This window comes from Saccharothrix stipae, from assembly GCF_054781895.1.
Genome location: NZ_BAAGTN010000018.1, coordinates 196,992 through 222,210, shown reverse-complemented (window position 1 = coordinate 222,210; position 25,219 = coordinate 196,992). Strand labels below are relative to the sequence as shown.

Annotated in this window: 24 protein-coding genes; 14 read left to right on the top strand and 10 right to left on the bottom strand. The window is 72.9% G+C overall.

Annotated elements, in window-relative coordinates; translation table 11 throughout:
• Positions 1-66 precede the first annotated feature (66 nt).
• Both ACYVLT_RS34410 and ACYVLT_RS34405 read left to right on the top strand, forming a co-directional pair.
• On the top strand, positions 67-2,082 hold the full coding sequence (locus ACYVLT_RS34410; protein ID WP_461124332.1) for a cellulose binding domain-containing protein: 2,016 nt from the start codon (positions 67-69) through the stop codon (positions 2,080-2,082).
• A 280-nt stretch (positions 2,083-2,362) separates the two neighbouring features.
• A complete protein-coding gene (locus tag ACYVLT_RS34405; protein WP_461124331.1) occupies positions 2,363-2,776 on the top strand; it encodes an STAS domain-containing protein in 414 nt (137 codons plus the stop codon).
• A 198-nt stretch (positions 2,777-2,974) separates the two neighbouring features.
• Here the strand turns inward: ACYVLT_RS34405 and rpsR are convergent, their stop codons facing one another.
• From rpsR to rpmB, 4 genes are read right to left on the bottom strand one after another with little or no spacing between them, the layout of a single operon-like run.
• Positions 2,975-3,211 carry a 30S ribosomal protein S18 gene (rpsR, locus tag ACYVLT_RS34400; RefSeq protein WP_461124330.1) on the bottom strand — a complete coding sequence of 79 codons (237 nt, stop codon included), beginning with the start codon at positions 3,209-3,211 and terminating at the stop codon, positions 2,975-2,977.
• Between the two features lie 8 nt (positions 3,212-3,219).
• A complete protein-coding gene (gene rpsN / locus ACYVLT_RS34395) occupies positions 3,220-3,516 on the bottom strand; it encodes a 30S ribosomal protein S14 (RefSeq protein ID WP_461124329.1) in 297 nt (98 codons plus the stop codon).
• Positions 3,516-3,683, bottom strand: a complete 168-nt coding sequence (gene rpmG, locus ACYVLT_RS34390; protein WP_360464866.1) for a 50S ribosomal protein L33 — start codon at positions 3,681-3,683, stop codon at positions 3,516-3,518. Before rpmG ends, rpsN begins: the two co-directional genes overlap by 1 nt.
• A complete protein-coding gene (rpmB, locus tag ACYVLT_RS34385) occupies positions 3,683-3,922 on the bottom strand; it encodes a 50S ribosomal protein L28 (RefSeq protein WP_461124328.1) in 240 nt (79 codons plus the stop codon). Before rpmB ends, rpmG begins: the two co-directional genes overlap by 1 nt.
• Before the next feature lie 47 nt (positions 3,923-3,969).
• Between rpmB and mrf the strand changes: the two genes are divergently transcribed.
• The 5 genes from mrf to ACYVLT_RS34360 all read left to right on the top strand — a co-directional run bounded on the left by mrf (position 3,970) and on the right by ACYVLT_RS34360 (position 8,758).
• Positions 3,970-5,064 (top strand): ribosome hibernation factor-recruiting GTPase MRF, encoded by a 1,095-nt coding sequence (gene mrf / locus ACYVLT_RS34380; protein ID WP_461124327.1) that lies wholly within the window; start codon positions 3,970-3,972, stop codon positions 5,062-5,064.
• Positions 5,061-5,312, top strand: a complete 252-nt coding sequence (locus tag ACYVLT_RS34375; RefSeq protein WP_461124326.1) for a type B 50S ribosomal protein L31 — start codon at positions 5,061-5,063, stop codon at positions 5,310-5,312. The genes mrf and ACYVLT_RS34375 overlap by 4 nt, the downstream gene beginning before the upstream one ends.
• Positions 5,312-5,473 (top strand): 50S ribosomal protein L32, encoded by a 162-nt coding sequence (gene rpmF / locus ACYVLT_RS34370; protein WP_461124325.1) that lies wholly within the window; start codon positions 5,312-5,314, stop codon positions 5,471-5,473. The genes ACYVLT_RS34375 and rpmF overlap by 1 nt, the downstream gene beginning before the upstream one ends.
• 210 nt (positions 5,474-5,683) lie before the next feature.
• Positions 5,684-7,336, top strand: a complete 1,653-nt coding sequence (locus ACYVLT_RS34365) for a glutamate--tRNA ligase (protein ID WP_461124324.1) — start codon at positions 5,684-5,686, stop codon at positions 7,334-7,336.
• A gap of 132 nt (positions 7,337-7,468) precedes the next feature.
• Positions 7,469-8,758 (top strand): MFS transporter, encoded by a 1,290-nt coding sequence (locus ACYVLT_RS34360; RefSeq protein WP_461124323.1) that lies wholly within the window; start codon positions 7,469-7,471, stop codon positions 8,756-8,758.
• Positions 8,759-8,793: 35 nt separating this feature from the next.
• Here the strand turns inward: ACYVLT_RS34360 and ACYVLT_RS34355 are convergent, their stop codons facing one another.
• On the bottom strand, positions 8,794-8,919 hold the full coding sequence (locus ACYVLT_RS34355; protein ID WP_461124322.1) for a hypothetical protein: 126 nt from the start codon (positions 8,917-8,919) through the stop codon (positions 8,794-8,796).
• 143 nt (positions 8,920-9,062) lie between these two features.
• On the opposite strand from ACYVLT_RS34355, the gene ACYVLT_RS34350 reads away from it, so the two are divergent.
• A complete protein-coding gene (locus ACYVLT_RS34350) occupies positions 9,063-10,379 on the top strand; it encodes a GGDEF domain-containing protein (RefSeq protein WP_461124321.1) in 1,317 nt (438 codons plus the stop codon).
• 173 nt (positions 10,380-10,552) lie between these two features.
• Here the strand turns inward: ACYVLT_RS34350 and ACYVLT_RS34345 are convergent, their stop codons facing one another.
• The gene (locus ACYVLT_RS34345; protein WP_461124320.1) at positions 10,553-11,605 is read right to left on the bottom strand and encodes a lytic polysaccharide monooxygenase auxiliary activity family 9 protein; all 1,053 of its coding nucleotides are present in this window, start codon (positions 11,603-11,605) and stop codon (positions 10,553-10,555) included.
• Positions 11,606-12,087: 482 nt separating this feature from the next.
• On the opposite strand from ACYVLT_RS34345, the gene ACYVLT_RS34340 reads away from it, so the two are divergent.
• The 5 genes from ACYVLT_RS34340 to ACYVLT_RS34320 all read left to right on the top strand — a co-directional run bounded on the left by ACYVLT_RS34340 (position 12,088) and on the right by ACYVLT_RS34320 (position 19,441).
• Positions 12,088-12,795 (top strand): hypothetical protein, encoded by a 708-nt coding sequence (locus ACYVLT_RS34340; RefSeq protein WP_461124319.1) that lies wholly within the window; start codon positions 12,088-12,090, stop codon positions 12,793-12,795.
• Positions 12,792-15,119 (top strand): hypothetical protein, encoded by a 2,328-nt coding sequence (locus ACYVLT_RS34335; RefSeq protein WP_461124318.1) that lies wholly within the window; start codon positions 12,792-12,794, stop codon positions 15,117-15,119. The genes ACYVLT_RS34340 and ACYVLT_RS34335 overlap by 4 nt, the downstream gene beginning before the upstream one ends.
• Positions 15,120-15,239: 120 nt before the next feature.
• The gene (locus ACYVLT_RS34330; protein ID WP_461124317.1) at positions 15,240-17,690 is read left to right on the top strand and encodes a PEP/pyruvate-binding domain-containing protein; all 2,451 of its coding nucleotides are present in this window, start codon (positions 15,240-15,242) and stop codon (positions 17,688-17,690) included.
• Positions 17,687-18,292, top strand: a complete 606-nt coding sequence (locus ACYVLT_RS34325; RefSeq protein WP_461124316.1) for a TetR/AcrR family transcriptional regulator — start codon at positions 17,687-17,689, stop codon at positions 18,290-18,292. Before ACYVLT_RS34330 ends, ACYVLT_RS34325 begins: the two co-directional genes overlap by 4 nt.
• 9 nt (positions 18,293-18,301) lie before the next feature.
• Entirely contained in the window at positions 18,302-19,441 is a 1,140-nt protein-coding gene (locus tag ACYVLT_RS34320) for a nucleotide disphospho-sugar-binding domain-containing protein (protein ID WP_461124315.1), read from the top strand.
• Here ACYVLT_RS34320 and ACYVLT_RS34315 read toward each other — a convergent pair.
• Both ACYVLT_RS34315 and ACYVLT_RS34310 read right to left on the bottom strand, forming a co-directional pair.
• Positions 19,419-19,961 (bottom strand): TetR/AcrR family transcriptional regulator, encoded by a 543-nt coding sequence (locus ACYVLT_RS34315; RefSeq protein ID WP_461124314.1) that lies wholly within the window; start codon positions 19,959-19,961, stop codon positions 19,419-19,421. The genes ACYVLT_RS34320 and ACYVLT_RS34315 overlap by 23 nt on opposite strands.
• The gene (locus ACYVLT_RS34310) at positions 19,945-20,349 is read right to left on the bottom strand and encodes a DUF4260 family protein (protein ID WP_461124313.1); all 405 of its coding nucleotides are present in this window, start codon (positions 20,347-20,349) and stop codon (positions 19,945-19,947) included. Before ACYVLT_RS34310 ends, ACYVLT_RS34315 begins: the two co-directional genes overlap by 17 nt.
• A 105-nt stretch (positions 20,350-20,454) precedes the next feature.
• Here ACYVLT_RS34310 and ACYVLT_RS34305 point away from each other — a divergent pair, with 105 nt between their 5' ends.
• The gene (locus ACYVLT_RS34305) at positions 20,455-20,613 is read left to right on the top strand and encodes a hypothetical protein (RefSeq protein WP_461124312.1); all 159 of its coding nucleotides are present in this window, start codon (positions 20,455-20,457) and stop codon (positions 20,611-20,613) included.
• A gap of 14 nt (positions 20,614-20,627) precedes the next feature.
• On the opposite strand, the gene ACYVLT_RS34300 is transcribed toward ACYVLT_RS34305, so the two are convergent.
• Positions 20,628-23,405, bottom strand: a complete 2,778-nt coding sequence (locus tag ACYVLT_RS34300) for an AAA family ATPase (RefSeq protein ID WP_461124311.1) — start codon at positions 23,403-23,405, stop codon at positions 20,628-20,630.
• Positions 23,402-25,210: a TIR domain-containing protein gene (locus ACYVLT_RS34295; protein ID WP_461124310.1), complete on the bottom strand. Its 1,809-nt coding sequence runs from the start codon at positions 25,208-25,210 to the stop codon at positions 23,402-23,404. The genes ACYVLT_RS34300 and ACYVLT_RS34295 overlap by 4 nt, the downstream gene beginning before the upstream one ends.
• Between the last annotated feature and the right edge of the window lie 9 nt (positions 25,211-25,219).

The window sequence follows — 25,219 nt, the reverse complement described above, 5'->3', positions numbered from 1 at the left end:
GTAGGGGCCTGCACGCACAGTTCGGGAGCGCTCCCAGTTTCATCACCGTCGATGGGGAATCCTCTTATGAGACCGCGTTCCGTCGTGCTGCCCGCGCTCGCCGCGCTCGTGGCCGCCCAGGTCCTGCTCACCGCCGGCTCCCCGGCGCAGGCCGATCCGTCCGTCACCGTCACCGTCAACACCAGGGCCGGGCTGGAGGTGGTGCAGGAGGCCGCGATCGGGGTGAACCACGCCATCTGGGACGCCCACCTGGGCAGTGATGACGTCGCCGACCTGCTCAAGGCCGCCGGCGTGAAGGCCATGCGCTACCCGGGCGGGTCGTACTCGGACATCTACCACTGGGAGGACCACACGGCTCCCGGCGGCTACGTGGCCCCGAACACCGACTTCGACACGTTCATGAGCGGTGTGCGGCGCGCCGGCGGTCAGGCCGTCGTGACCGCCAACTACGGCACCGGGACGCCCGAGGAAGCCGCGGCCTGGGTGCGTTACGCGAACGTCGAGAAGGGCTACGGCGTCAAGTACTGGGAGATCGGCAACGAGAACTACGGCAACGGCCACTACGGCTCCGGGTGGGAGGCCGACCACCACCCGGACAAGAGCCCGCGCTACTACGCGACGCTCGTCCGCGACTACGCCACGGCCATGAAGGCGGTCGACCCGACCATCAAGATCGGCGCCGTGCTGACCACCCCGGGCGAGTGGCCCGACGGCATCACCGCGGCCGGCGACGCCGGGTCGTGGAACGAGGTCGTGCTGTCGATCGCGGGTCCGGTGGTCGACTTCGGCATCATCCACTGGTACCCCGGTGGGGACACCGCCGCGCAGGTGCTGACCAAGACCGACCGGGTGGTCGACCAGATCGCCCTGGTGCGCGAGCAGTCCCGCCGCCTGGCGGGCAAGGACCTCGGCGTCGCCTTGACCGAGGTCAACACCTCCTACGGCCGCAACACCCAACCGGGCGCGCTGTTCGCCGCGGACGCCTACGCCACGATGATCGGCCAAGGCGTGTTCTCCGTGGACTGGTGGAACGTCCACAACGGCATCGGCCAGGTCCGGGAGATCGCGGGCCACCCCGACTACGACGACTACGGCCTGCTCTCCAGCGGCACCTGCACCTCCGACGGCACCACGTGCCAGCCCGCGCTGAACACGCCGTTCGCGCCGTACCACGCGATCTCGATGCTGTCCCGCTTCGCCCGCCCGGGAGACCAGCTCGTCACGGCCGCCTCCAGCGACCCCCTGGTGCGGGCACACGCGGCCCGGCGGCCCGACGGCGGCCTGGCGGTCATGCTCGTCAACCAGGACCCCGACGCGGCCAAGACCGTCGGCCTGCGGTTCGCGGGCTACGCGCTGGCCGCCGACGCGACGGTGCTGAGCTTCGGCAACGGCGACACCGCCATCTCCACCACCGCGGGCTCGTCGTCCGAGGCGACGCTGCCGCCGTACTCGATCACCACCCTCGTGCTCAAGCCCGCGGCCCGCACGACCATCCCGCCCGCGCCCGCCCGTCCGGTGGCCGGCCAGGTCACCGACCGCACGGCCGAGCTGTCGTGGCCCGCCCCGCCCGCCGGGGTGAAGTACGAGGTGCACCGGGTCGTGGGCGCCAACACCGAGCAGTGGGGCGAGACCACCGGCACCACCTTCACCGCGGCGAACCTGGTGCCCGGCACCGAGTACACGGTCAACCTGACCGCCCGGGACAACGCGGGTCGGACGTCGTGGTCCTCACCGCCGCTGACGTTCACCACCGGCACGCCCGCCACGTCGTCCTGCGCGGTGACCTACCGGGAGACCACCAACTGGGGCAACGGCTTCGTGGCCGACCTGGAGATCACGAACACCGGCGCGGTGCCGATCGCGGGGTGGACGGTGACCTACACCTGGCCCACCACGTGGCAGCAGGTCTCCAGCGGTTGGAACGCCACCTGGTCCCAGACCGGCCGGGAGGTGACGGTCTCCAGCACCGCGACCCTGGCGCCGGGTGCGTCGACCACGGCCGGGTTCGTGGGCGGCTACCAGGGACCGAACGTGCACCCGGTGAAGTACTCGCTCAACGGGACCCTTTGCACCACCCGATGACGACGAGCGCTGCCCCCCCGTCGACCGCGGGGGGCAGCGCACGTCACCGGTCCCGACCCGGCAGGCCACTCGCGGTGTTATTACGCACGGTCACCGGAATGAGGTGTCGGGACGGTCGGCTCACTCGATGGTGATGTCGTGAAGGGCTTGTGACCTTCGTCGGGCGCGTCGTAACGTGCCATACGAGACATACCCCGTATGGCCGATCTTGAGACACCTGAACGGGCTAAACCGGCCTGCTGACGGTTTCCTCCCCGGGGCCACCCGAAGGAGCGCACCCATGCTGGACCAGCGCAGCGACACCGGAACCGCCCGCGTCCACCTCGCCGAGGAGGACGTGGAGTTCTGCTCCATCGCCGGACCCATCGACATCGGCACGGTGTCGGTGTTCCGCGCCGGCATGGCCGCTCGACTCGACAGCGCACCGCCGGCGCTGGTGGTGGACCTGACCGGGGTGACGTTCGTCGGCGCCGCCGGTGCCGCCGCCCTGATCGCGGCGAACACCCGCGCCGAACGGCTGGGCACGTTCTTCGCCGTCGTGGCCGACAGCCGCCCGGTGCTGCGGCCGTTGCGGGTGACCGGGGTGGACCGCCGGCTCCAGGTCTTCCCGACGTTGACCGAGGCGGCCTGCGCGGTCGAGTCCGGCGTGGCGCGGATCCCGGCGCAGCGGGCGGTCGGGCAACCGACGCCCTGACGAACTTCCCGAGGGGGACGAGGACCGCCTTCCCGGCGTGTGCCGCGCCTTCGGTTCCCCGGGTGCTGCGGTCGGCGGTTCAACGCGCCGGCCGCAGCACCGAACCTCCACCGCCCCGGTGCCTGCGCCGCGCGGCGGTGGTGGGCCCGGTCGCCCCGAGCCCTCCACCTCCGCTTCAGCGGCCGCGGTGGTCGGTGATCACCGGTTCCCCTGCGAGGGGTAGGGGAGCAGCGCCATCTCCCGCGCGTTCTTGATCGCGGTGGCGACCTGGCGCTGCTCCTGCGGGCTCAGGCCGGTGACGCGGCGGGAGCGGATCTTGCCGCGGTCGGAGATGAACTTCCGCAGCAGCGCGGCGTCCTTCCAGTCGACCTCCGCGATGCCCTCCTTGCGCAGGAGGTTGACGCGGCGCTTCGGGGTGCGTTCGGGTCGGGGCACGGTTCCTCCTACCAGCTCGACTTGGTCACGCCGGGCAGCTCGCCGCGGTGGGCCATCTCGCGCAGCCTGATCCGGGACAGGCCGAACGCCCGGTACACCGCACGCGGCCGGCCGTCCACGGTGTCGCGGTTGCGCAGGCGGGTGGGGCTGGCGTCGCGGGGCAGCTTCCGCAACGCCCGCAGGGCCTCGTCGCGGTGCTCCGGGTCGAGCCGGATGATCTCCTTCAGCTCCGCGCGCCGCGCTGCGTGCCGGGCGACGACCTCGCGCCGCTGCCGGTCGCGCGCGATCTTGGACTTCTTGGCCATCAGCGCTCCTCGCGGAAGTCGACGTGCCGCCGGACGACCGGGTCGAACTTGCGCAGCACGAGCCGGTCGGGGTCGTTGCGGCGGTTCTTGCGGGTGACGTAGGTGAAGCCGGTGCCCGCGGTGGAGCGCATCTTGATGATCGGCCGGACATCGGTCGACTTGGCCATCAGACCTTCACCCCCTGGCGGCGCAGCTCGGCGACCACGGACTCGATGCCGCGGCGGTCGACCGTCTTGATGGCCTTGGTGGACAGCGTCAGCACGACGTGCCGGTTCTCCGACGGCAGCCAGAACCGGCGCCGCTGGGTGTTGGGCAGCCAGCGGCGTGACGTGCGCCGGTGCGAGTGCGAGACCTGTTTGCCGAAGCCGGGCTTGCGCCCCGACAACTGGCAGTGACGCGAGGACACGGTGCCTCCAGTTTGAAACGACAATCGTTTCCGTTAGGCTAGCGCACATGGGAACCGAGGTCGTACTGGTGGCCGGGCTCGCGCACCACGACGTGGCCGAGGAGGTCTGGCGCGTGTCGCCGGGATCCGTGCTGGTGCGCCACGACCTGCGCGACCTCGCCGAGGGCGTGGTGCGCCGCTGGGTCGACGGCGAGCTGACGGTGCTGGAACTCGCGCACGGCTGCGTCTCGTGCACGCTGCGCCTGGACCTGCTGCCGCTGCTGGAGCGGTTGACCGGCCGGGTGGTCGTGCACCTGGACCCGGCGCTGGAACCGGAGGCCGTCTGCTTCGCCCTGCGCGGGCTCGACGTCCGGGTCGACGCCGTGATCACGGTGGTGGACCGGGCGACGTGGTTGGCCGACGCGACCGGCGAGGACACGCTCGCCGAACGCGGCCTGGGCGCCGCCGCCGGTGACGAGCGGACCGTGGCGCAGGTGGTCGCGGGACAGGCCGAGTTCGCCGACGCGATCGTGCTGACCGGCGCGGGCGGCGACCCGGTGCTGGACGCCGTGCTGGACCGGCTGTCCCCGCTCGCCCCGCGCCACGACCGGCACGCGCTGGACGTGCCCGCCCTGCTGGCCGCCATCCCGGACAACGCCCGCCGCGGCCGCTTCGACGACGGGTTCGGCGCCCTCCTGCACGGGCAGCCGCCGCTGGAGCCGGCGCACGGCGTGGCGGTCGTGCACTTCGCCGAACGCCGGCCGTTCCACCCGGTCCGGCTGCACCACGCCCTGGACGTGCTGCTCGACGGCGTGGTCCGCACCCGCGGCCGGGTGTGGGTGGCCAGCCAGCCGGACCACGCGCTGTGGCTGGAGTCCGCGGGCGGCGGGCTCAACGTCGGCAACCTCGGGCCGTGGCTGGCGGCCGAGGACGACTGGTCCCACGCCACCGCCGAGCGCCGGGCGATCGCCTCGGCGTCGTGGGACCCCTGCTTCGGCGACCGGTCCCAGGAGCTGGTGGTCATCACCAGCACCGCGGCGCCGGAGGAGATCACCGCGGCCCTGCGCGACGCGCTGGTGACCGACGAGGAACTGGCGCTCGCGGACGAGTTGGAGTTCGCCGACCCGTTCGCCGAGTGGCACGACGAGATGGAGGAGCTGTGAAGCAGGGCATCCACCCCGACTACCACCCGGTGGTCTTCCAGGACCAGTCGACGGGCAAGGCGTTCCTGACCCGGTCCACGGCCACGTCGACCAGGACGGTCGACTGGGCGGACGGCAACACCTACCCGCTGATCACGGTCGACATCACCGCGGACTCGCACCCGTTCTGGACGGGCAACCAGCGCGTCGTGGACACCGCGGGCCGCGTGGAGAAGTTCAACCGCCGCTACGGGAAGAGGACCCGCTGATGGCCGTGCCCAAGCGCAGGACCTCGCGCAGCAACACCCGACACCGCCGCGCCCAGTGGAAGGCCGAGGTGCCCGACCTGGTGCCGGTCACCACCCTCGACGGCCGCAAGCTGACCGTGCCCCGCCGCCTGGTCGCCGCCTACCGGCGCGGCCTGCTCTGATCGCGGTGCGGTGAGCGGCGGCACCGGCCCGCACCACCTGGCGCCGCCGCTCACCGCACCGGGCCACCGCACCCGGCCACCGCACCCGGCCACCGCACCGGTCACCGCGACGTCCGAGCGGGCCCGGGGTCGGCGGCGGGCGGGCCGGTGGAGGCCTGTTGATAACCTCACGGTCCGCCCACCCACCCGTTGTTGGAGACCGTGAACCCGATGCTCGACCGCGCCGAGATCGACGCCCTGTTCCCCGCCGACCTGCCGGAGCCGGCGCACTGGGAGCAGCGTTACCCGGAGCGGCGGTTGCCGCAGGGCGCCGAGGTCACCCGGTTCGGTCCCTCGCCCACCGGGTTCGTGCACATCGGCGGCCTCTACGTGGCGATGATCGACCGCGACGTCGCCCACCGCACCGGCGGCTCCTACGTCCTGCGGGTCGAGGACACCGACCAGGCCCGCGAGGTGCAGGGCGCCGCGGCGCAGTTCGACCAGGCCTTCGCCTACTTCGGCCTGCCCGCCGACGAGCACGACGAGGTCGGCGACTACGGCCCGTACCACCAGTCCCGGCGCGAGCTGATCTACCTCACCTACGCCCGGGAACTGCTGCGCGAGGGCAAGGCGTACCCGTGCTTCGCCACGCCGGACGAGCTCGCCGACATCCGGGCCCGCCAGGACGCCACGAAGATGCCCCCCGGCTACTACGCGGGTTGGGCGCTGTGGCGTGACCGCGACCCCGCCGACGTGCGCGCCAAGCTCTCGGAGGGCGCCCCGTACGTGATCCGGTTCCGCTCGCCGGGCGTCGAGGCCAGGGCCCGGTTCCACGACGAGATCCGGGGCGAGCTGGAGCACGAGGACAACCGCAACGACGTGGTGATCGTCAAGTCCTCGGCCAACGAGGTCCGGCTGCCCACCTACCACTTCGCGCACGCCGTCGACGACCACCTGATGCGCACCACCCTGGTGATCCGCGGCGAGGAGTGGATCTCCTCGGTGCCGCTGCACCTGCAGCTGTTCGCCGCGCTCGGCTTCCCCGCGCCCCGCTACGCCCACATCGCGCCGCTGATGAAGCAGATCCCCGGCGGCAAGCGGAAGCTGTCCAAGCGCAAGGACTCCGAGGCCTCGGTCGACTTCTACATCGAGCAGGGCTTCCCGGCCGAGGCGGTGCTCTACTACCTGCGCGGGCTGGCCAACGGCCGGCTGGCCGAGACCCCGTTGGCCGAGGCGCTGGACGCGCCGATCCGGCTGGCGGAGTGCGGTGTCGCCGGGCCGCTGGTGGACCTGGTCAAGCTGGAGGACATCTCCGCCGACCACATCGCCACCCTGTCCGGTCGGGAGGTCCTCGACGCCGTGCGCACGTGGGCGCTCGACCACGACCCGGAGCTGGTGCCGGTGCTCGACGCCCGCCGCGACCTCGCCCTGGCCGCACTGGCCGTGGAGCGCGGCGCGGACGTGCCGAACCCGCGCAAGGACCTGCGCAAGTGGTCCGGGTTCCGCGAGGCCTACGGGTTCTTCTTCCCCGAGCTGTTCACGCCGCCGAGTGTGACGGGCGAGCAGTTCGCCGGGCTCGGCGTGGCGCCCGACCTGGTGCGCGCGTTCGCCACCGACTTCGCCGACGGCTACCGGCCGCTGGAGGACTCCGGCGAGTGGTTCGACCAGATCCGCGAGCTGGCCACCAAGCACGGGTTCGCCGCGAAGCCGAAGGACCTCAAGCAGAACCCGGAGGCCTACCCGGCCGGCGGGTCCATCCGCGAGGCCTCGCAGATCATCCGGCTCGCCCTGACCGGGGCCACCCGCAGCCCCGACCTGCACGCCGTGGCCACCGCTCTGGGCGCCGACGAGGTGCTCCGCCGGGTGCGGGCCCTCGCCGGCTGACCGACTCCCCGGCTGCCCCACTCCCGGCACCACCTGATCCCCGGCACCACCTGATCGCCGGCCTCCGGCGGGAGTCGACACCGGCACGGCGAACGGGCGTGCCGGTGGCCCCGGGTCGTTGCCGGACCCGCCATGCTGGGTGCGCGGCGGGTCGCGTGGCGAGCGGGGGACGGGATGGCGCGGGCGGCGGAGGGTGGCGCGGCGACGTGGCGTTCGGTGGTGGCGTCCGGCGAGTTCCGGGCGCTGTTCGCCGCGCAGCTGCTCAGCGTGCTCGGTGACCAGTTCGCACGGGTGGCCGTGTCGGTGCTGGTCTTCGAGCGCACCGACTCGGCCGGGTGGACGGCGCTGACCTACGGGTTGACCTACCTGCCGGACCTGGTCTCCGGGCCGCTGCTGTCCGGGTTCGCCGACCGCTACCCCCGGCGCGCGGTCATGATCGTCAGCGATTTGGGGCGTGCGGCGCTGGTGGCCGTGATGGCCCTGCCCGGGTTGCCGCTGTGGTGCGCCGCCGTGCTGCTGGTGTGCGTGCAAGCGCTCGGCGCGCCGCACGGTGCGGCCCGCGGCGCGACCCTGGCCGCGGCCCTGTCGGGTGACCGGTTCACCGTCGCGGCGGCGGCGCAGGACGTCATGGTGCAGACGAGCCAGCTGGTCGGCTTCGCCACCGGCGGTGCGGTGGTGGCGCTGCTGGGCGTGGGGGAGGGGCTGTTGCTCGACGCCGCCTCGTTCGCGCTCTCGGCGCTGCTGGTGCGCTTCGGGGTGCGGGCGCGTCCGGCCCCGAACGGTCCCGCCGGGCCCGGTGCGTCGACCGCCGGGTTCTGGTGGCTGTCGCTGCGCACCGGCGCCGCGCTGGTCTGGGGCGACCGGCGGCTGCGTGCGCTGCTGGCGTTGGCGTGCGTGGCCGGGTTCTACGTCACGGTGGAGGGTCTCGCGGTGCCCTACGCCGCCGAGATCGGCACGAGCACCGCGGCGGTCGGGCTGCTGCTCGCGGCCAACCCGGCCGGGACCGTGCTGGGCACGGTGTTGGTGACCCGCCTGGCGCCGGACCGCCGGCTGCGGTTGCTGGGTCCGCTGGCGGTGGCCGCGTGCCTGCCCCTGGTGCTGTGCGCGTGGCAACCGGGATTGCTGCCCACCCTGCTGCTGTGGGGCCTGTCCGGCGCGGCCTCCGGTTACCACACCATCGCCCGTGCCGCGTTCGTCCAACGGGTGCCCGACCGGCAACGGGGCCAGTGCCTGGGCCTGGCCGTGACCGCCCTGCGCACCGCACAGGGCGGCGGGATCGTGCTGGCTGGTCTGGTGGCCACCGCCATGCCCGCCTCGGCGACCGTCGCCGTCGCGGGCGGGCTCGGGGCGCTCGTCGCGTTGGCCGCCACCGCGTCGTGGCGACGTGCGGACACCGCCGCCGGGCCCGGAACGGCGGGGTGAACGCGCCGGGCCCGGCGGGGTGTCGCGGGGCGGGGTCAGCGGCGGACGTGCCGGGTCCACTCGTTGCCCGCGCGGGTCCACTCGTTGCCGTGGCGGAGGGTCCACTCGTTGCCGCGCCGGGACGCGGCCGGGGTCCACTCGTTGCCGAACGTGGTGATCATGGGGTGCTCCTCGACGTAGGTCGTGCCGGCCGGGATGGTCGCCGCACCCGTACGGACTCGTGACGTGGGGTAGTTCGGTGGTTACGGTGCTGGGATACGTCCAAGTGCGGCGTGGTGTGAACCTATTGGGGTATGGGATGAGTGTGAGCGCGGAGTCCCCGCGGGCGCGAATGACCGGCCGGCGGCTGCGCTTCGTTCAGCCGTCCCGGTGGCGGCTGTGGGAGCTACCCCGGCCGGTGCTCGCCCTGGTGCTCGCCGTCGACGCCGCGGCCGCGGTCCTCGTCGCCCTGACCGCGGTGCACGCCACGATCACCGACACCGACCTGGTGCGCTTCGCGATCCTGTCCGCCGCGGCGGTGGTGCACCTGGAAGGGGCGCGGCACATCGAGCGGTTGCGGGAGATCGCCGTCAGCGGCTCCCCGTACGTCAACCTCAAGAGCCTGTGGAGCTTCACCGCGGTCCTGCTGCTGCCGCTGCCCCTGGTCGCCGCGGTGGTGGCGGTGACCTTCGTCTACGCCTGGGCTCGCGTGGACGGCCAGTCCACCGCGTCCAAGAAGGTCTACACCGCCGCCACGTTCGTCCTCGCCTCCGGCACCGCCGCCGCCGTCCTGACCGCGTCCGGGCTCGTGGTGCGGCCCGGTGTCCCCGACGGACCGCTGGGCGCGCTGGTCCTGGTCGCCGCCGGCGTCACGTGGTGGTTCGTCAACTTCGCGTTGGTCGTCGCGGTCGTCGCCCTCAGCGCACCGGACACGTCGCTGAGCAAGGTGTTGGGCGATCCGGCCGACCAGCTCATCGTCGCGGCGGCGCTCGGGCTGGGCATCGGCATGGCCGCGCTGCTGCTGTACCAGCCGTGGCTCGTGGCGATCCTCATGCTCACCGTCCTCACGCTGCACCGCGGGTTCCTGATGCCGCAGTTGCAGCGCCAGGTCCGGACCGACGCCAAGACCGGGTTGCTGTCGTCGCAGTTCTTCGCGCAGGTGGCCGACCCGCTGCTGGGGCGCCTGCGCGACCAGGGCAGGCCGGCGGCGCTGCTGATGCTCGACCTGGACGACTTCAAGGCGATCAACGACGAGCTCGGTCACCCGGCGGGTGACGAGGTGTTGCGCGAGGTGGCTTCGATCCTGCGAGCCGAACTGCGCGAGGGCGACCTCGTCGCGCGCTACGGCGGCGACGAGTTCGTGGCGCTGCTGCCGGGGGCGTGCACCGCCGACATCGACGAGATCGGCATCCGCGTCCAGCGGGCCCTGCGCGAGCTGCGGCTCACCGTGACCACCACGACCGGGCAGGTCGACCTGCCCGGTCTGTCGGCCTCGATCGGCGCCGCCCTGATGCCCGAGCACGGCAACACCGTCGACCGGCTGCTGCTCGCCGCCGACACCGCCGAGTCACGCGCCAAGAAGTCCGGCAAGGGTCGGCTCGCCCTGGCGCCGAGCACCACCGCGGCCGAAGACGTTCCCTGACCCGGGACGCCCGCGGCGTGGGTACCTCGGCCGACCGCACCGGCCCGTCCGGGCCGTTGACAGGGCGCGGTGGTCGTCACTGAGCGCCAGGTCGGCGAGATCGTCGGCAGCCGCCCGTGCACGGCCGAGCCCGGCCACCCACCAGCGTGGGCGGCCGGGCTCGGCGTGCGTGGTCAGGACGCGGTGCAGGTGAGCGTCGGCGTGCCGAGGGTGCCGGAGGCCACGAAGCCGAACGTGGTGCTCGCCCCCGCCCCGAGCGAGCCGTTGTAGTTCACGTTGCGCGCGGTGACCGAGGTTCCGCTCGTGGTCGCGGCGGCGCTCCAGATGGAGTTGATCCGCTCGCCGTTGGCGAAGGTCCAGTTCACCGCCCAGCCGGTGATGGCGGCGGACGCGGCGGTCACGCGCACCTCGGCCTGGAAGCCGCCGGACCACTGGGAGGTGGTGCGGAGGGTGGCCGAGCAGCCCTTGGACGGGACGTCGGAGGTCGTGGTGGTGGTGGTCGTGGTCGTCGTGGTGCTGGTGGTCGTGGTCGTGGTGGTCTGGCCACCGCCGGTGAAGTTGACGTCGCTGCAGAAGTAGTACGACTGGTCGAGGTGGCTGGCCTGCCAGACCGTGTACAGCATGTGGTGGCCGGTGCGGCCGGGCGCGTTGACCGGGACGGGCGTGGTCATGCCGGTGGCGATCCGGCCGGTCTGGCCGACCAGCTCCAGGTCGCTCCACTTCAGCTTCTGCGTCTTGGGGTCGAAGCCCTGCCTGGTGGCGTAGACGCGGATGTAGTCGGCGCCGTGGGACGACTGGTCGCGCAGGTTCAGGGTGAACTGGTTGGGCCGGTCGGTCGGCTTCCAGTTGCCGGGCTCGTCGAAGGCGTTGTAGCGGCCGTTCCACGTCTGGCCGGCGCTGCACAGCTGCCCGTCCGGGATGGCGGCCTGGTGGTTGCCCGCGACGTTCTCCCGGAACAGCCCGTTCCAGTTGTACATCGCCGACGAGTCGGCCTGCCACGCCTTGTAGCACATGGGGTCTTCGGTGGCCATCTGCTGCGTGGGGCCGTTGGGCCACCGCAGGTAGCAGTCGTAGTGGCGGGCGGGCGGGTCGCTGACCGCGCCGTGGGCGGAGGCGGTGCCCGCGCCGAAGGTCACCAGCAGGGTCGTCAGCAACGCCAGGCAGGCGCCGACCACCGCCGACACCCGCCACAACGAGCCGGGTCGGGACGGGACCTTCGCGGTCAAGGCGCCCCGCGGCTTGCTGGGAGCGCTCCCAGGAACGTGAAGCATGTGTACCGCCAAATCTTCGTTGATCGGACGACGAGGTGGACCTAGCGGTTCCGGAGGCGGAACCGGTGCTGCCGCTGGTGCGATCGAGCACGACCGCGTGGCGCGTCCCTTCACGCAGCTCTGGGAGCGCTCCCAGCGACGTTGGTCAGTGTTGGGACAGTGACGACCGCTGGCATTCCGCCATTAGGGTGACATTGCGCAAAATCGGCCGATCGGCCTTGGTGGGTGTAGTGGAACAGGCGGTACGGCAGCCCTTGTTCGGCCCATTGCGCCTCGGTTCACGCCGTGGTGCGGGACGTCTCCCGTGAGTTGTGCGTCATATGACGCAGAACGCGCCTCCGCCGATCGGTACAACTGCGTCACATCGGCCGCCCACGAGGTGAACGATCACCGAGGGGGTGACCGGGTCGGGGGCGGTTCGGCGGCGAGGAGTCGTGATGCAGGGGCAGCCATCGCACGATGTGCGCGTCAAGATCGGCGGGAACGCCCACGGTCCGGTGGTCGCCGGCAGTGGCAACGTCACCCACGTCAACACCGCGGCGCCCTCCCCGGAGGCCGCGTCCGAACGGGATGGGCGTGCCGACCTGCTGGCGGCGCACCGGGTCCTGGTGACCACGGACGTGCAGAGGTCGAGCTCGCGCAACAACGACGGGCAACGGCGCATGCGCCGAGCGCTGGAGGAGTGCGTCCAGGCGGGGGCGGTGGCACTGGGCGTGCCACCGGACGACTTCGGGCTGGTCGACCGCGGTGACGGTCTCCAGGTGGTGATGCCGGAGGCGGTCGGCTTGGTCGACGTCCTGGACACGTTCGTCGAGGCGGTCGCCAGGGTGCTGCGGGAGCACAACGAGGCGGCCGCCGACGCCTACCGGATCGACCTGCGGGCCGCGGTGCACGTCGGTTACGTCGACCGGGTGGGCGGTGAGTGGTCGGGGACCCCGTTGGTGCACGCGGCGCGCCTGGTGGACGCGCCCGAGGTGAAGCACGGTCTCGAAGGAGCCCGCGACGCGTGCCTGGCGCTGGTGGTGTCGGACGCGGTGAAGCACGTGGTGGACCAGGGCTACTGCAAGGTCGGTCCCACCGGCTACCGGCACGTCGCGGTGCTCGTCAAGGAGACGTCCTGCGATGCCTGGTGGAGGTTGGTGTGACCGGACCCGCACGGGCGCACGGGGGCAACAGCCACCACGTCGAGGTCGGCGGGAGCACCGACGGGCCGGTGGTCGCGGGGGACTACAACCTCGTGATCGACGCGCGGCACGGGTCCTCCGTCACGGTGGGAAGGGTCGAGCGGGAGCGGCCCGCGCCGGTGCGCAGGGATCGGATCTCGGTGCTGCCCCGACGCACGCGCGAGCCGCTCGGGCGGGAGACCGATGCGGCGACGCTGGCCGCGGTGATCGCCGAGGGTGGTCTGGTGCGGCTGAGCGGGCCGGCCGGGATCGGCAAGAGCACCTTGCTGCGCCACCTGGCGCGCACGGCCGAGAACGGACCCGACGGCGTGGTGTTCGTCGGTGCCACGCACAAGCAGGTCGCCGACCTCGCGCAGGAGGTCTTCGAGGCCTGCTACCGGACCTGGGGCTACGCGCCGTCCCGGACCGACCTGCGCGGGATGCTGACCGGTCTCCGGATCACGGTGTACGTCGACGACGCGGACCTGACGACCGACCAGCTGCGGGAACTCGCCGACCTGGCACCCGACGCGACCTTCGTGGTGGCCGGTCGGGACATCGCGCTGTCGGGCGACGGCGCCGTGCACCACCTGGACGGCCTCGGCCAGGACGTGGCGACGCGACTGCTGACCGATGCCCTCGGCAGGCCGTTGAGCGCCGCGGAACGGGTCACGGCGTCCGACCTGTGGCAGGTGTCGGGCGGTAACCCGCTGCTCCTGCTGCGCGCGGCCGGGATGGCGGCATCCGGCCGGTCGGCGCTGCCGGCGCCGGGCGCCGTCGACGACCTCCTGCCGCGGCTGCTCGAACAGCTCGACGACCCCGCGATGAACGCGCTGAACGTCCTCGCGACGTTGCAGGACGCCGAACTCGCCGCCGAGCACATCGGTGCCCTGGCCGGTGACCCGGATCCAGCCGCGCTGTGCGAGCGCCTCACGGACCTCGGGCTCGCGACGCCCGGCGAGCACGGCTACCGGTGCGCGCCGGGTGTGGTGTCGGCCGTGCGGCGTCGCGACCCCGCGGCGATCCCGGTCGAGGGACTGTGCCGGTACTTCACCCGGTGGGCGGCCGATCCGGCCACCACGCCCGCCCAGGTCGCCGCCCACAGCCGGGCGATCGAGAGGGTCGCCGGCCTGGCGACGAACGCCGGGATGCCCGAACTCACCGTGGCGCTCGGCCGGGCCGCGTCGCCGAAGTTGGCGCACTCGCTGCGGTTCGACGCCTGGGGACGAACGCTGGGCCGCGGTTGGGACGGTGCCCGGCGGGCGGGTGATCGCGAGGCCGAGGCGTACTTCACCCACGAGGAAGGCATCCGCTGCCTGGTCACGGGCAGCCGCGTGGCGGCGGCGGCCCTGCTGGCGCAGGCGGCCGTGCTGTGGCACGTCCTCGGCGACGACCGGGGCACGACCGCCGCCGCCGACGCCCACCAGTTCCTGCCGCAGGAACTCCAGCCACCCGGCCCGATCGACGCACCGGCGGACACCGTCCCCGACGACGTCTCCCGGGCGGTGGCCGACCACATGGCCGACCTCGAACGCACGATGCCCGAACCCCCGTCACCGACCACCTACGACAGCGTCGACCAGGGTTACTCCGGCACCGACCTCGCCGACTTCGAGGTGCCGCCCGACCCGGGCCCGACCCAAGCGCTCGGCAACGCCACCACCACACCGGGCGGCGGTGACCTCGGCCTGACCGCCAACGTGACAGGTCCGGCGTTACCCGGCAGCGCCACCGGGGCGACGGCCGCCACCGGTGCGACGGCGGCAGCCGCCACGCAGGGCGGCTCGCTGCTGGCCACGCTGCTCATCACGCTCGCGATCGTGGGTGCCATCGGAATCTACGCGTACGACCAGAACCGGGAACCCGAGGCCACCGGCAGCGGGCTACCCGCGACCACCGGTGCGGGAAGCACCGGCATCGCGAACGGCCGACCGACCGGGACCGCGGACGCCGAGGAGCCCGAGAGCACGCGGACCCGGCAGACCGGGGTCGCCGGTATCTGGAACGACGGCCAGTCCACCATCGGCATCGTGGAGTCCGGGTCCGGCGCGTACCTCTACCGAACGGAGTGCGACGACACGGTCAGGCTGATCGGTGACGACACGGAAGCCACCGGAGAGGCTCCGGTACGGACCCCCGACACCGGCGGTGGCTACTGCGGTTCCCTGGTCGGGTACGTCACCGTCACGGTCGACGTGGGTGCCGATCAGGACACCGCCCTGCTGACGATCACCCAGTCGCCTGATGACGCGGACAGCTGGACCTGCCTTTCCTGCGGGACAAGCACCTTGGTCCGCGTCGGGTAGCCGCTGCCCGCATCCCACCACGGTCCTACGAGCTCCACCATCCGGTGAACGTTGCGTTCTCTAACGGCAGGCGCTAACGTGGTTAGTGAACGAACCGTTCACTAACTTGCGAGGTGGGGAATGGCGCTCGTCTCGGCGCTGGGCGCCTTCGGTCGTGCCGATCTCGCCGAGGCCGGCGGGAAGGGGGCGAACCTCGGGGAACTCGTCACCGCCGGTTTCCCCGTGCCCGAAGGCTTCGTCGTCACGACCGAGGCCTACGACGCCGTCGTGCGGTCCGCCGGCCTCCACCTCGACGTGGAGTCGGACCGGGGCGCGACGCTGCGTGCGGCGTTCGAGGCGGTGGTGGTCCCGGACGACGTCCGCGCCGCGATCATCGAGGCCTACGCCGCGTTGGGCGGTGGTCCGGTCGCGGTCCGGTCCAGTGCCACCGCGGAAGACCTGCCCGGAGCCGCGTTCGCCGGTCAGCAGGACACCTACCTCAACGTCGTCGGCGAGACCGACCTGGTGCACGCGGTGCGCCGCTGCTGGGGTTCACTGTGGACGGACCGGGCCATCGCGTACCGCCGTGCTCGCGGTGTCGACCCGGCCGGGGTGCGCATCGCGGTGGTGGTGCAGCGGATGGTCGACGCCGAGGTCGCCGGCGTGCTGTTCACCGCGAACCCCGTCACCGGCCACCGCGATCAGCTCGTGCTGGCGGCCAACAGCGGACTGGGCGAGGCCGTGGTGTCCGGGCTGGTGACACCCGACCACTACGTGCTCGACCGGCGTGGCGCGGTGCGCGAGTGGACTCCCGGCCGGCGCGAGGTCGTCATCAGGGCGGTCGAAGGCGGCGGCGTCAGCCACGGGACCGACACCTCGCCACCGTCCCGGCTGCCCGCCGAGGTGCTCGCCGACCTGGCCCGGTTCGGCACCGAGGTCGCCGCCCACTTCGGGCGACCGCAGGACATCGAGTGGGCCTTCGCGGGCGGACGGGTGTGGCTGTTGCAGGCGCGCCCGATGACGGCCCTCCCACCGCCGCCGGTGCGGCTCGGCCGCTTCCAGCGGCGGCTGGGTTCCGTGCTGCTGGAGTACGTGCCCGTGCGCCCCTACCCGCTCGACATGACCACGTGGCTGCCGTTCGGGCCGGCGGGCCTGATGGGGAAGGTGACGGGCTACTTCGGGCTGCGCGGCGCCTTCGAGGACTTCCTGGTGGAACAGGACGGGGTGGTCGACCGGCTCGTCCCACCGGCACCGCGTCCCACGCCCAGGATCCTCGGCACGCCGTTCCGGCTCGTCGCGCTGGCCAGGCGCCACGACCCCGCCCGCTGGACGGCGGACCCGCGGTTCGTCGCCTACCTGGCCCGGGTGAGTGACCTTGAAGGCCGCGACCTCGCCGCGATGCCGTGGTCGCGCCTGGTCCGGTTCCCCCGGGAGGTGCTCGACTCCGTCCAGCCGGTGGCCGACCTGCGCATCGCCTACCTGCCGCGCACCGGGCTCGCGCTGGCGCGCCTGCTGCTGGCGTTGAAGCTGCTCGGCCTCGCACCGCTGCTGCCCGACCTGCTCCTCGGCACGAGGACGCGGACGGCGGACACCAACCGCGCGCTGGAGGCGCTCGCGGACCGGGTGCGCCACGACGAGGCGCTGGGGGCCGCGGTGGACCGCCTCGACCTGGCCGGTCTGGCGGCGTTCGGCGACTTCCACCGCGAGTTCACCGCGTTCCTCGCCGAGTACGGCCACCGCGAGACCGTGAGCCCGATCCTCGTGACGCCACCGACGTGGGGCGAGGCCCCGGAGACCGTGCTGGGCCTGATCAAGGTGCTCGCCGCCGAACCGACCGAGGCCGTCGACCACGCCGCACGGGCCGTGCAGCGGCTGTTCCGTCATCCGCGGCTGCGCACCCCGCAGAGGCGGGCGCGCGTCCAGCGGTGGATCGACCAGGCCCGGGCCGGGATCGCGTTCCGCGAGGACAGCCACTTCTACTTCACCAAGCCGTTGCCGGTGCTGCGGCGGACCCTGGTCGAGATCGGCGGGCGGCTGCGGGACGCGGGCGTGCTGGACAGCGCCGAAGCCGTGTTCCACCTGCGGCTGGCGGAGATCGAGGCCATCGCCGACCCGGCCGCCTTGGCGGACGACGTCGTGCGCGACCTGCGGGCGGCGGTCCGGGAGCGGTCGGCGCGGCGCGACGAGCTGCGCGGGGTCCGGCTCATCGACCCCGCGCTGATCTTCCCGCGCAGCGGGCACGGCGACGCGCTGGTGTCCGGGACGCCCGCCTCCGGCGGCACGGTCACCGCGACCGTCAAGGTGATCCGCGAGGCGGCCGACTTCGCCGAGTTCACCGAGGGCTCGGTGCTGGTCTGCCCCTACACCAACCCGTCGTGGACACCGCTGTTCCCCCGGGCCGCCGCCGTCGTGGTGGACTCGGGTGGACCCGCGTCGCACGCCGCGATCGTGGCGCGCGAGTACGGCATCCCGGCCATCATGGGCACCGCGACCGGCACGAGCGTCCTGTCCGACGGCCAACTGGTCACGGTGGACGGTGACACCGGCCGCGTCACCGCCGCGGCACCCGCGTCCGCCGGGGAACCGTCATGACCGAAGACCACCGCAAGCTGCCGCGCAGACGTGGCGAGGAGCTCAACGCGGCGATCTACCAGGCGGTGCTGGCGGAGCTGGCCGAGGTCGGCTACGCCAAGCTCACCATGGAACGGGTCGCGGAGCGCGCGCGGACCGGCAAGGCCGCCCTGTACCGCCGGTGGTCGAGCCGCATGGAGCTGGCCATCGACGCGGTGTACCACGCGCTGCCTGACCCGGCGTCGCCACCGGACACCGGCAGCTTCCGCGGCGACCTGCTCGCCCTGCTGCGGCGCAACGCGGAGCTGCTGAGCGGACCGGCGGGCGAGGCGTTGCGCGGCCTGCTCGGCGACGTGCTCCGCGACCCGGAGCGCACCGCCGAGCTGCGCCGGCTCTCCCAGGGCAACGGTCGCAAGGCGATGCGGGAGATCACCCGCCGTGCCGTCGAACGCGGCGAGGTCGACGGCGACTCCGTCACGCCCCGACGCTTGGAAGTGCCGCAGGCGATGCTGCGCCAGCACTTCCTGTTCAACGGCGTGCCCGTGCCCGACGACGTGATCGTCGGGATCGTCGACGAGGTCGTCGTCCCGCTCTTCCGCGTCCAGCCCGGTTTCCGCGTCTAGGAGGCACCCGTGCGCGTCCTGTTCGTCTCCAGCCCCGGCGCGGGGCACGTGTTCCCGATGGTGCCCCTCGCGTGGGCGTTGCGCGCGGCGGGGCACGAGGTCCTGGTGGCGACGACCGACACCGGGTTGATCGCCGCACGGGCCGGGCTGCCGGTGGTCGACCTCGCCCCGGACGTCGACCTGAACGCGGTCCGGACCCGGCTCCTGCGGGAGGAGCCCCGGCTCGCGGAGCTGGCCTTGACCGGCGGGCTGGACGACGTGCGGGAGGCGGCCGGCGCGTTCGCGCGCATCTCCGCGCTGCTGGCGGACGGGCTCGTCGCCGCCGCGCTGACCTGGCGCCCGGATGTGATCGTGCAGTCGCAGCTGCAAGGAGCGGGGCTGGTGGCCGCGGCGAGGGTCGGCGTTCCCCTGGTGGACCACGGGTTCGGGTTCGCCCGCACCGGGGGACTGGCCGCGTTGTTCCGCGGTCACATGGCGGAGGTGTTCGACCGGCACGGCGTCGACCTGCCGGTCAGGCACACCGCCATCGACGTCGCCCCGCCCAGCATGCTCGACGGCCCGCCGCAGGGGTGGTCGATGCGCTACGTGCCGTACAACGGTGGCGCGCCGCTGCCCGCGTGGCTGTCCGACCCGCCGGAGCGGCCCAGGGTCGCGGTCAGCGTCGGCACCGTGGTGCCCGAGCGCAACGGGCTGCGGTCGTTGCGGCGCCTGGTCGACGCGGCGGGCGAGGTGGACGCGGAGTTCGCGCTGGCACTGGGCGAAGCGGACCCGACCCCGCTGGGTCCGCTGCCCGCGAACGTCCGGCCGGTCGGCTGGGTGCCGCTCAACTCGCTGCTGCCGACGTGCCGGGCGATCGTGCACCACGGTGGCGCGGGCACGACGCTCACCGCCCTCGCCTGCGGCGTGCCGCAACTCGTGCTGCCCAACGGGGCCGACCGCCACATCAACGCGCTCGCGGCCCAACGGCGCAACACCGCCCTGGTCAGCACACCCGAGGACGTGACCGATCGTGAACTGCGCGCGGTCCTGACCGACGACACGGCCCGCACCGCCGCCGACGAGGTGCGACGGGAGATCGAGTCCCTGCCCACGCCCGCCGACACGGTCGCCCACCTGGTCCGGCTCGTCACCCCACGTCGTTCCCGCTGAGCGTTCGGGGGCGGCGCGGTCGAGCAGGATCGGCGAACGCCGCCAGCCCTGTCCGCCAAGCGCCGTCGAGGTCCGCGTCGGGCGGGAAGCGGCCGTCGAGTTCGAGGATGACCATGCCGTGCGCGAACGCCCAGACGGCGCGCGCCCGGTCCACTTCGCCCCCGACCGCGCGCACGAGTGGCAGCGCGGCCGCGTCCTCGACCCCGGGCGGCAGCAGGTGGCGGGGGAGCGGTCCGGAGTTCATCAGCCGGTAGAGGTGGGGGTGCGCGAGCGCGTAGGCGCGGTAGGTCGCCGCGAGCGCGACCAAGGAGTCGGCTCCTGCCAGCGCGCCGGCCAGCTCCCGCATGGCGACCGCGATCACCTGCGCCTCGACCGCGCCCTTGTCCGCGAAGTGCTTGTAGAGCGACGGAGCGCGGATGCCGAGCCGTTCGCCGAGCGCTCGCATGGTCAGCGCCGCGGCACCGCCTTCCTCGACGAGCGCGCGTGCCGCGTCGACGATCTGCTCAGACCGCTCGGACACGCCGGCTCCCGTCGCGCTCGCGCAGGCCGTAGCCGAAGGCCCGGTCCAAGGCGATGTGCGCCAGCCAGCCGAGGCCCGCCGTGAACAGCGGAACGTGGTCTCCCAGCGCGCCGGTGCTGTAGACGACCAGGACGGCCAGTGGGATCCACGGTCGGTGCACGACGTTGTAGTAGGGCACGGCCTTCGGGGACAGCCTGCCGTTGCCGGCCGCACGGGCACCGATGAACATCGTCAGGTCGGGCGCGATCAGCAACAGCAGCGCGCCGATCAGCGCCGGGCCGCCGTGGTTGATCACCTCGAGCACGATGAAGGCCACGAGGAACGCCGCCAGAGCGGCCCACGCCACCCGCTTGGCGACTTGGCGGGCGGGTGTCGGAACGACGGACATCGGTACCCCAGCCGTGGCTAACGTTGTTAGCGCGACCCTAAGGCTAACGTCGTTAGCCGTCAAGTCGCGCTTCAGGGCCGTACTCGCCCGGTTTCATAAGCCCAGATGGCGATCTGGACGCGGTTGCGGATGACGCCCTGGCGGTACCGGGACATTCCGGTCGACGTGAAGCTCGTGCTCTGCGCCCTGTGGATCACGATGCTGTTCGTCGCCCGAGCCGCCTGGAGGTGGCCACCACCGACGCCCGCACCCCGGCTGCCGTGACCGGGTCCGGGCGGTCAGTAGAGGTGTTCCAGGAAGGCCGACAGGATCGTGGACGTGCGGCCCCGCCGATCGCCGGTCCACTCACGGCGCAGCGTCTCGAACCACTGCCGCCGCACGTCCTCGGGGAGCAGCCGGAACACCTCCTCGAACCTCGGGAACTCACGTCTGACCGCCGCCGTGCCGTGCGGGCCGATGCGCGGGTCGGCGAGCGTGAGGAAACCGTCGGAGTAGTGCCGCAGCGCGGCGTCGAGCATCGCGGGCGCGTCGGCCGCCAACGCGTCCAGGGTCGTCAGGTAACCCTTGAGCAGCCGCCAACGACCCCGGAGGTCGAGGAAGTCGTACGCCCGGTCGACCTCGCTGATGTCGACCGCGTAGGCGTCGAGCAGGAACCGGTATTCCTGATCGCCGGTCCGGCGCCAGGCTCGACAGGCCAACTCCGCCACCTCCACGAGCGACGCCGACAGGGACCAGCCGTCGCCGATCCGCCTCGCCTCGGTGATCGCCTGCGCCAGGTAGCGCAGTCCCAGGTCCGCGTCGTCGTGGCCGAAGATCCGGCCGGCCCGGTTGAGCGCCGTCGGGTACGAGCGGACCGCCAGGTCGCGACAGATGTCGACGGCGCGGGTGATCAGCTCGCGGGCCCGGGCCATCGGATCGTCCACCAGGTCGATGCCGAGCCGGTGTGCCTGGAACAGGCAGATGGCCTGCTGTTGGTGGACCATCCCGAGCCACGGCACGTTCCGGTACCGCTGGAACAGGTCTTCGGCCTGCTCGTAGGCGTGCCACGCCCGGACGAACTGCTCGTCGTAGCGGTTCACCTCGCCCTGGACGCTGAGCGACAGGGCGACGCCGAATCGCCTGTCGAGCTTGCGACGCACCGCGATCGCGCTCTCGACCAGGCTGTGCGCCTCCCGGTAGCTGCCCCGCAACGCCTTGAGGTAGGCCCAGTTCGTCTGGATCGAGGCCATCTCCTCGCGGTCCGCCTCGTCGCTGCCCGGCCCCAGCCCGCCGACGAGCGCGTCCCGTGCGCTGGCGTAGGAGTCTTCCGCTTCCACCCACTGGCCCACGTTGCGGTAGTAGAAGCCCAACTCCTTGTGCGCGTTGGCAAGGGCGGTGGCCCGCAGGTCGGCGGGCAGGTCGGCGGCTTCGCGCAACGCCTGCCGGAAGTGCTCCTCGGCCTCGGCGACCCGCCCCGGCAGGCGCAGGTACGCGTTGCCGCGCAGGTTCGCCAGCGCGCGGCGCAACCGCGGCCCGGCGGCGTGGCCGGGCACGTCGGCGAGCAGCTCCAAGGCCTCGGCCGGTTGCTCGTTGTAGGTCAGGAACTCGGCGACCCGCAGCGCGATCTCCAGGTGCGGGGTCGCACCCCCGTCCCGCAACCACTGCCGGAAACCGTGCACGGCCGCGCTCTCCGAGTCGTTCAGCGCCAGCCGGGTGCCGGGCAGGAAGCGCTCGACCTCGTGGCAGAGGAGTTCCACGAACAGCACGTCGTGGCGTTGGAGGGCCTCGTCGTGCCAGGCGAGGAACGTCGCCGCGCCCGCGGCGTGGTCGACCAGCAGCCGGTAGCGCAGTTCGGCGACCCGGAGCTGCGCCGGTTCGCGTTCCCCGCCCTCTCGCGCCGCCTGTTCGGCGGCCGTCGAGCCGTAGACATCGGAAGCCCTGCGCCACAGCCGGGCCCGCCAGGTCCCGTCGTGGTCGTCCAGCGGGAGGAGGCGCTGGGCCAGTTCCTCCGCGAGCGCGTCGTGCAGGGTGATGTGGTGGTGGTTCGCGCGCGGTCGGATCCACGGCCGGGCGAGCAGCGACCGCCACGCTTCCTCCCACGTGGCGATGCCGTCGGGCAGCGACCGGTCGTTCATCAGCCCGGTCCACACCGCCTGGCTGACGGCGTGCCGCACGACGACCAGGCGCCTGGTGGCCTCGGCCCAGAAGTCGGCGCCGCGGTAGGGGGTGAGGAGCCGACGGCGGAACGCCTCGCGCACCCGGCGGTCGACGGGGCGGCCGTCGGTGAGCTCGGCCGGTGCGTCGTCGTGCACCAGGAACCGCACGGTCAGCGCCAGCCACAGCGGGTGCCCCTCGGTGAGCCGGGCGATCCGCTCCCGCTCGGCGGGGCCGAGCGCGTCGCGCAGCGGACCCGCGTCGAAGAACCTCCCCACCTCGACGTCGGTGAAACCGGTCAGGCCGATCGACGTGGTCTCCACGGGGTCGTGCCCTTGGCGCAACAGGTCCGCGATCGCGCCGGCCGGGTCCGCGGTGACGCCCGGCCTGCCGGACAGGACGAACAGCGTGCCGGGCAGTCGCTTCATCCACTGGGCCGACGCGGTCGGGAAGAACCGGCTCGGGGCGGCCTCCACCGTGTCGAGGGTGATCACGACCGTCGTCCCGGTGTCGTGCACGAACGACCGGTAGCACTCGACGAACAGGTCCCTGGCTCGCCGCAGCCGGCCGAACACGGTGTCGGCACCGAGACCCGCGTCGGGGTGGTCGGGCGTCCGCGAGAGGTGCCGGAGGTACGGGGCGAAGTGTCGGCGCTCCGGGTCGAGGTGGTGCGCGACGTACTCCTGCAAGCCGTCCATCGGCCAGAACTCGGAGTCGTCCACGTCGACCGGCGGGAGCCACACGACACCGGGCGAGGTGCGTTGCGACAGCGCCCGCACCATCCGCGTCTTGCCGACTCCGCCGGGCCCGTGCACCAGCACCGCCCGGCTCCGGCCGTCGACGTCGACGGCGTGGGCGGCGGCGAGCACGTCGGCTTCCGCGGCTCGTGCGACGTAGAAGTCGTCTTCGGGCCACGCGGTCATTCGACGGCCTTCCTGATGGCTCTCACGACGTCCTCCAACAGCCCGTCGAACTCCCGCAAGGCTGAGCGGAGCTCGGCGTCGTCCTCCACCCGGGCGGCGACGAGATCGACGACTTCCGCCGGCGTGTGCTCGCCGGGGTCGAGGAACGCGGCGGCGAGCGCGCCCGCGGCCCGGGGGAGTGTCCGGTCGACGGACTCGCGCTCTGCCAAGAGCCGCCAGGACGCTTCGTGCCACAGGCACTCGACGGCCGTCACCGCCACTTCGCCGAAGCCGGGTTGGCCCGACCACCGGTGGTACAGGTCCGCCGCGGTGGCATGGGCTCGCACCCTCTCCCGGTCGGTCCGGTAGTAGCTCTGGTAGAGCAGCCGCCGGATCGGTGGGCTGATCGTGTACCACAGCTCGTACCCGAACTGGTGGGTCAACGACGTCGAGTTCACCACCCTCCACAGCTGGTCGAGGTCCCAGCCGACCTCCGCCGCACCGGCGATGAGCTCCGGGTCGCGTTGGGCGTGGAAGCGCAGGTGCGTTCTCGTCATCAGCCGGTGGACGACCAGGTGTCGGAGCGCTCGCCGCACCACCGCGCTCGCGCGGACGGGATCCGGCGACCGGTCGACACCGAGGGATTCGGCGGTGAGCAGGTGGTCGCGCAGGTACGGCTGGGTGATCGCGTCGAACGCCCCCGACGTCTGGGCCTCGGTGATACCGGTGAAGCCCCGTTCCGCTGCCCAGTCGAGCCAGGCGAACAGCGGTTCGGGCATGCCCTGGCTCAGCTCGTGCAGCCGCCTCGCGCGCTCGTCGATCCGGTGGGCGGGCCCCGTCGCCTGGCGGGCCACCGTCATCGCCCGCACGACGTCCTGGCCGAACTCGGCCAGGGCCACCGAGCGGAACCGGGCGTCGCCGGTTCGGCCGAGACCTCGCCAGTCCGCGTATCGGCGGGTGCCGACGACCACGCCCACCCGGACCTCGCCCGCCATCGCGCGGCGCAGCGCGGCCAGTGCCTGGCGGACCTCGGCCGTGGTCGCGGGGTGGAGCCGGTCGGCGGAGTCGAGCAGGTAGAGCTGCTGCGGTCCGCGTTCGGCGAGCTGCCCCGCCAACGAAGCGATGTCGGCGTCGGTGAAGCCCTCCGCCTCCACGTCGAGCAGCGCCGCGAGCAGGCGAACCGCGTCCGTCCGCAGGCTCTCGCGCCCCCGCACGTCGAGCAGCCGCACGGTGAACCACTCGCCGGTGCCGCTCAGCTCGTCGCGCAGCCGGCGCAGGAGCCAGGACTTGCCCACCCGGGGCGGGCCCGCGACCACCCAGAAGTCGTCCGACCCGGCCAGGGCGGCGCGGACCAGTGCGACCTCCTGCTCACGGCCGCCCGTGGACACGACCTCCAGGGCGGGCTCCGGGGCGGGCTCCGCCACCTCCAGTCCCAGCGCGGCCGCGATCGCCGGGAACTTCGGCCCGAACGGCGGGCGCAGGTCCAGCATGTCGTAGTCGCCCAGCAGGCCGGCCTCGTCCGGGTCCACCCGGTCGACCCGGACCACGTAGATCAACCGCGTGCCGGACTTGATCTCGCGCCGCAGCGCGAACCGGCTCTCCCGCCGGCACCACCCGGAACCCAGGTAGTGAGCGGACAACAGCGCGATGAACAGGTCGGCCCGCCGCAGCTCGTCCTCGACGACCTCGACGATCCGGTCACCGCGACGCACCGGGTCCTGCCACCAGAAGACCGTCAGGTCGTGGTCGGCCAGCCACGCCACCAGCTGCTCGGCCGTGCTCCTGTCCTCCTCGGCGTAGCTGAGGAAGACCCGTCGCACCGCCATGCCGCCTCC

Bases quoted from the DNA above. Each gene is read 5' to 3' on its own strand.
- ACYVLT_RS34410 (WP_461124332.1), top strand. From the start codon at position 67: ATGAGACCGCGTTCCGTCGTGCTGCCCGCGCTCGCCGCGCTCGTGGCC.
- ACYVLT_RS34405 (WP_461124331.1), top strand. From the start codon at position 2,363: ATGCTGGACCAGCGCAGCGACACCGGAACCGCCCGCGTCCACCTCGCC.
- rpsN (WP_461124329.1), bottom strand. From the start codon at position 3,516: ATGGCCAAGAAGTCCAAGATCGCGCGCGACCGGCAGCGGCGCGAGGTC.
- rpmG (WP_360464866.1), bottom strand. From the start codon at position 3,683: ATGGCCAAGTCGACCGATGTCCGGCCGATCATCAAGATGCGCTCCACC.
- mrf (WP_461124327.1), top strand. From the start codon at position 3,970: ATGGGAACCGAGGTCGTACTGGTGGCCGGGCTCGCGCACCACGACGTG.
- rpmF (WP_461124325.1), top strand. From the start codon at position 5,312: ATGGCCGTGCCCAAGCGCAGGACCTCGCGCAGCAACACCCGACACCGC.
- ACYVLT_RS34365 (WP_461124324.1), top strand. From the start codon at position 5,684: ATGCTCGACCGCGCCGAGATCGACGCCCTGTTCCCCGCCGACCTGCCG.
- ACYVLT_RS34360 (WP_461124323.1), top strand. From the start codon at position 7,469: ATGCTGGGTGCGCGGCGGGTCGCGTGGCGAGCGGGGGACGGGATGGCG.
- ACYVLT_RS34355 (WP_461124322.1), bottom strand. From the start codon at position 8,919: ATGATCACCACGTTCGGCAACGAGTGGACCCCGGCCGCGTCCCGGCGC.
- ACYVLT_RS34340 (WP_461124319.1), top strand. From the start codon at position 12,088: ATGCAGGGGCAGCCATCGCACGATGTGCGCGTCAAGATCGGCGGGAAC.
- ACYVLT_RS34330 (WP_461124317.1), top strand. From the start codon at position 15,240: ATGGCGCTCGTCTCGGCGCTGGGCGCCTTCGGTCGTGCCGATCTCGCC.
- ACYVLT_RS34325 (WP_461124316.1), top strand. From the start codon at position 17,687: ATGACCGAAGACCACCGCAAGCTGCCGCGCAGACGTGGCGAGGAGCTC.
- ACYVLT_RS34310 (WP_461124313.1), bottom strand. From the start codon at position 20,349: ATGTCCGTCGTTCCGACACCCGCCCGCCAAGTCGCCAAGCGGGTGGCG.
- ACYVLT_RS34305 (WP_461124312.1), top strand. From the start codon at position 20,455: ATGGCGATCTGGACGCGGTTGCGGATGACGCCCTGGCGGTACCGGGAC.
- ACYVLT_RS34300 (WP_461124311.1), bottom strand. From the start codon at position 23,405: ATGACCGCGTGGCCCGAAGACGACTTCTACGTCGCACGAGCCGCGGAA.
- ACYVLT_RS34295 (WP_461124310.1), bottom strand. From the start codon at position 25,210: ATGGCGGTGCGACGGGTCTTCCTCAGCTACGCCGAGGAGGACAGGAGC.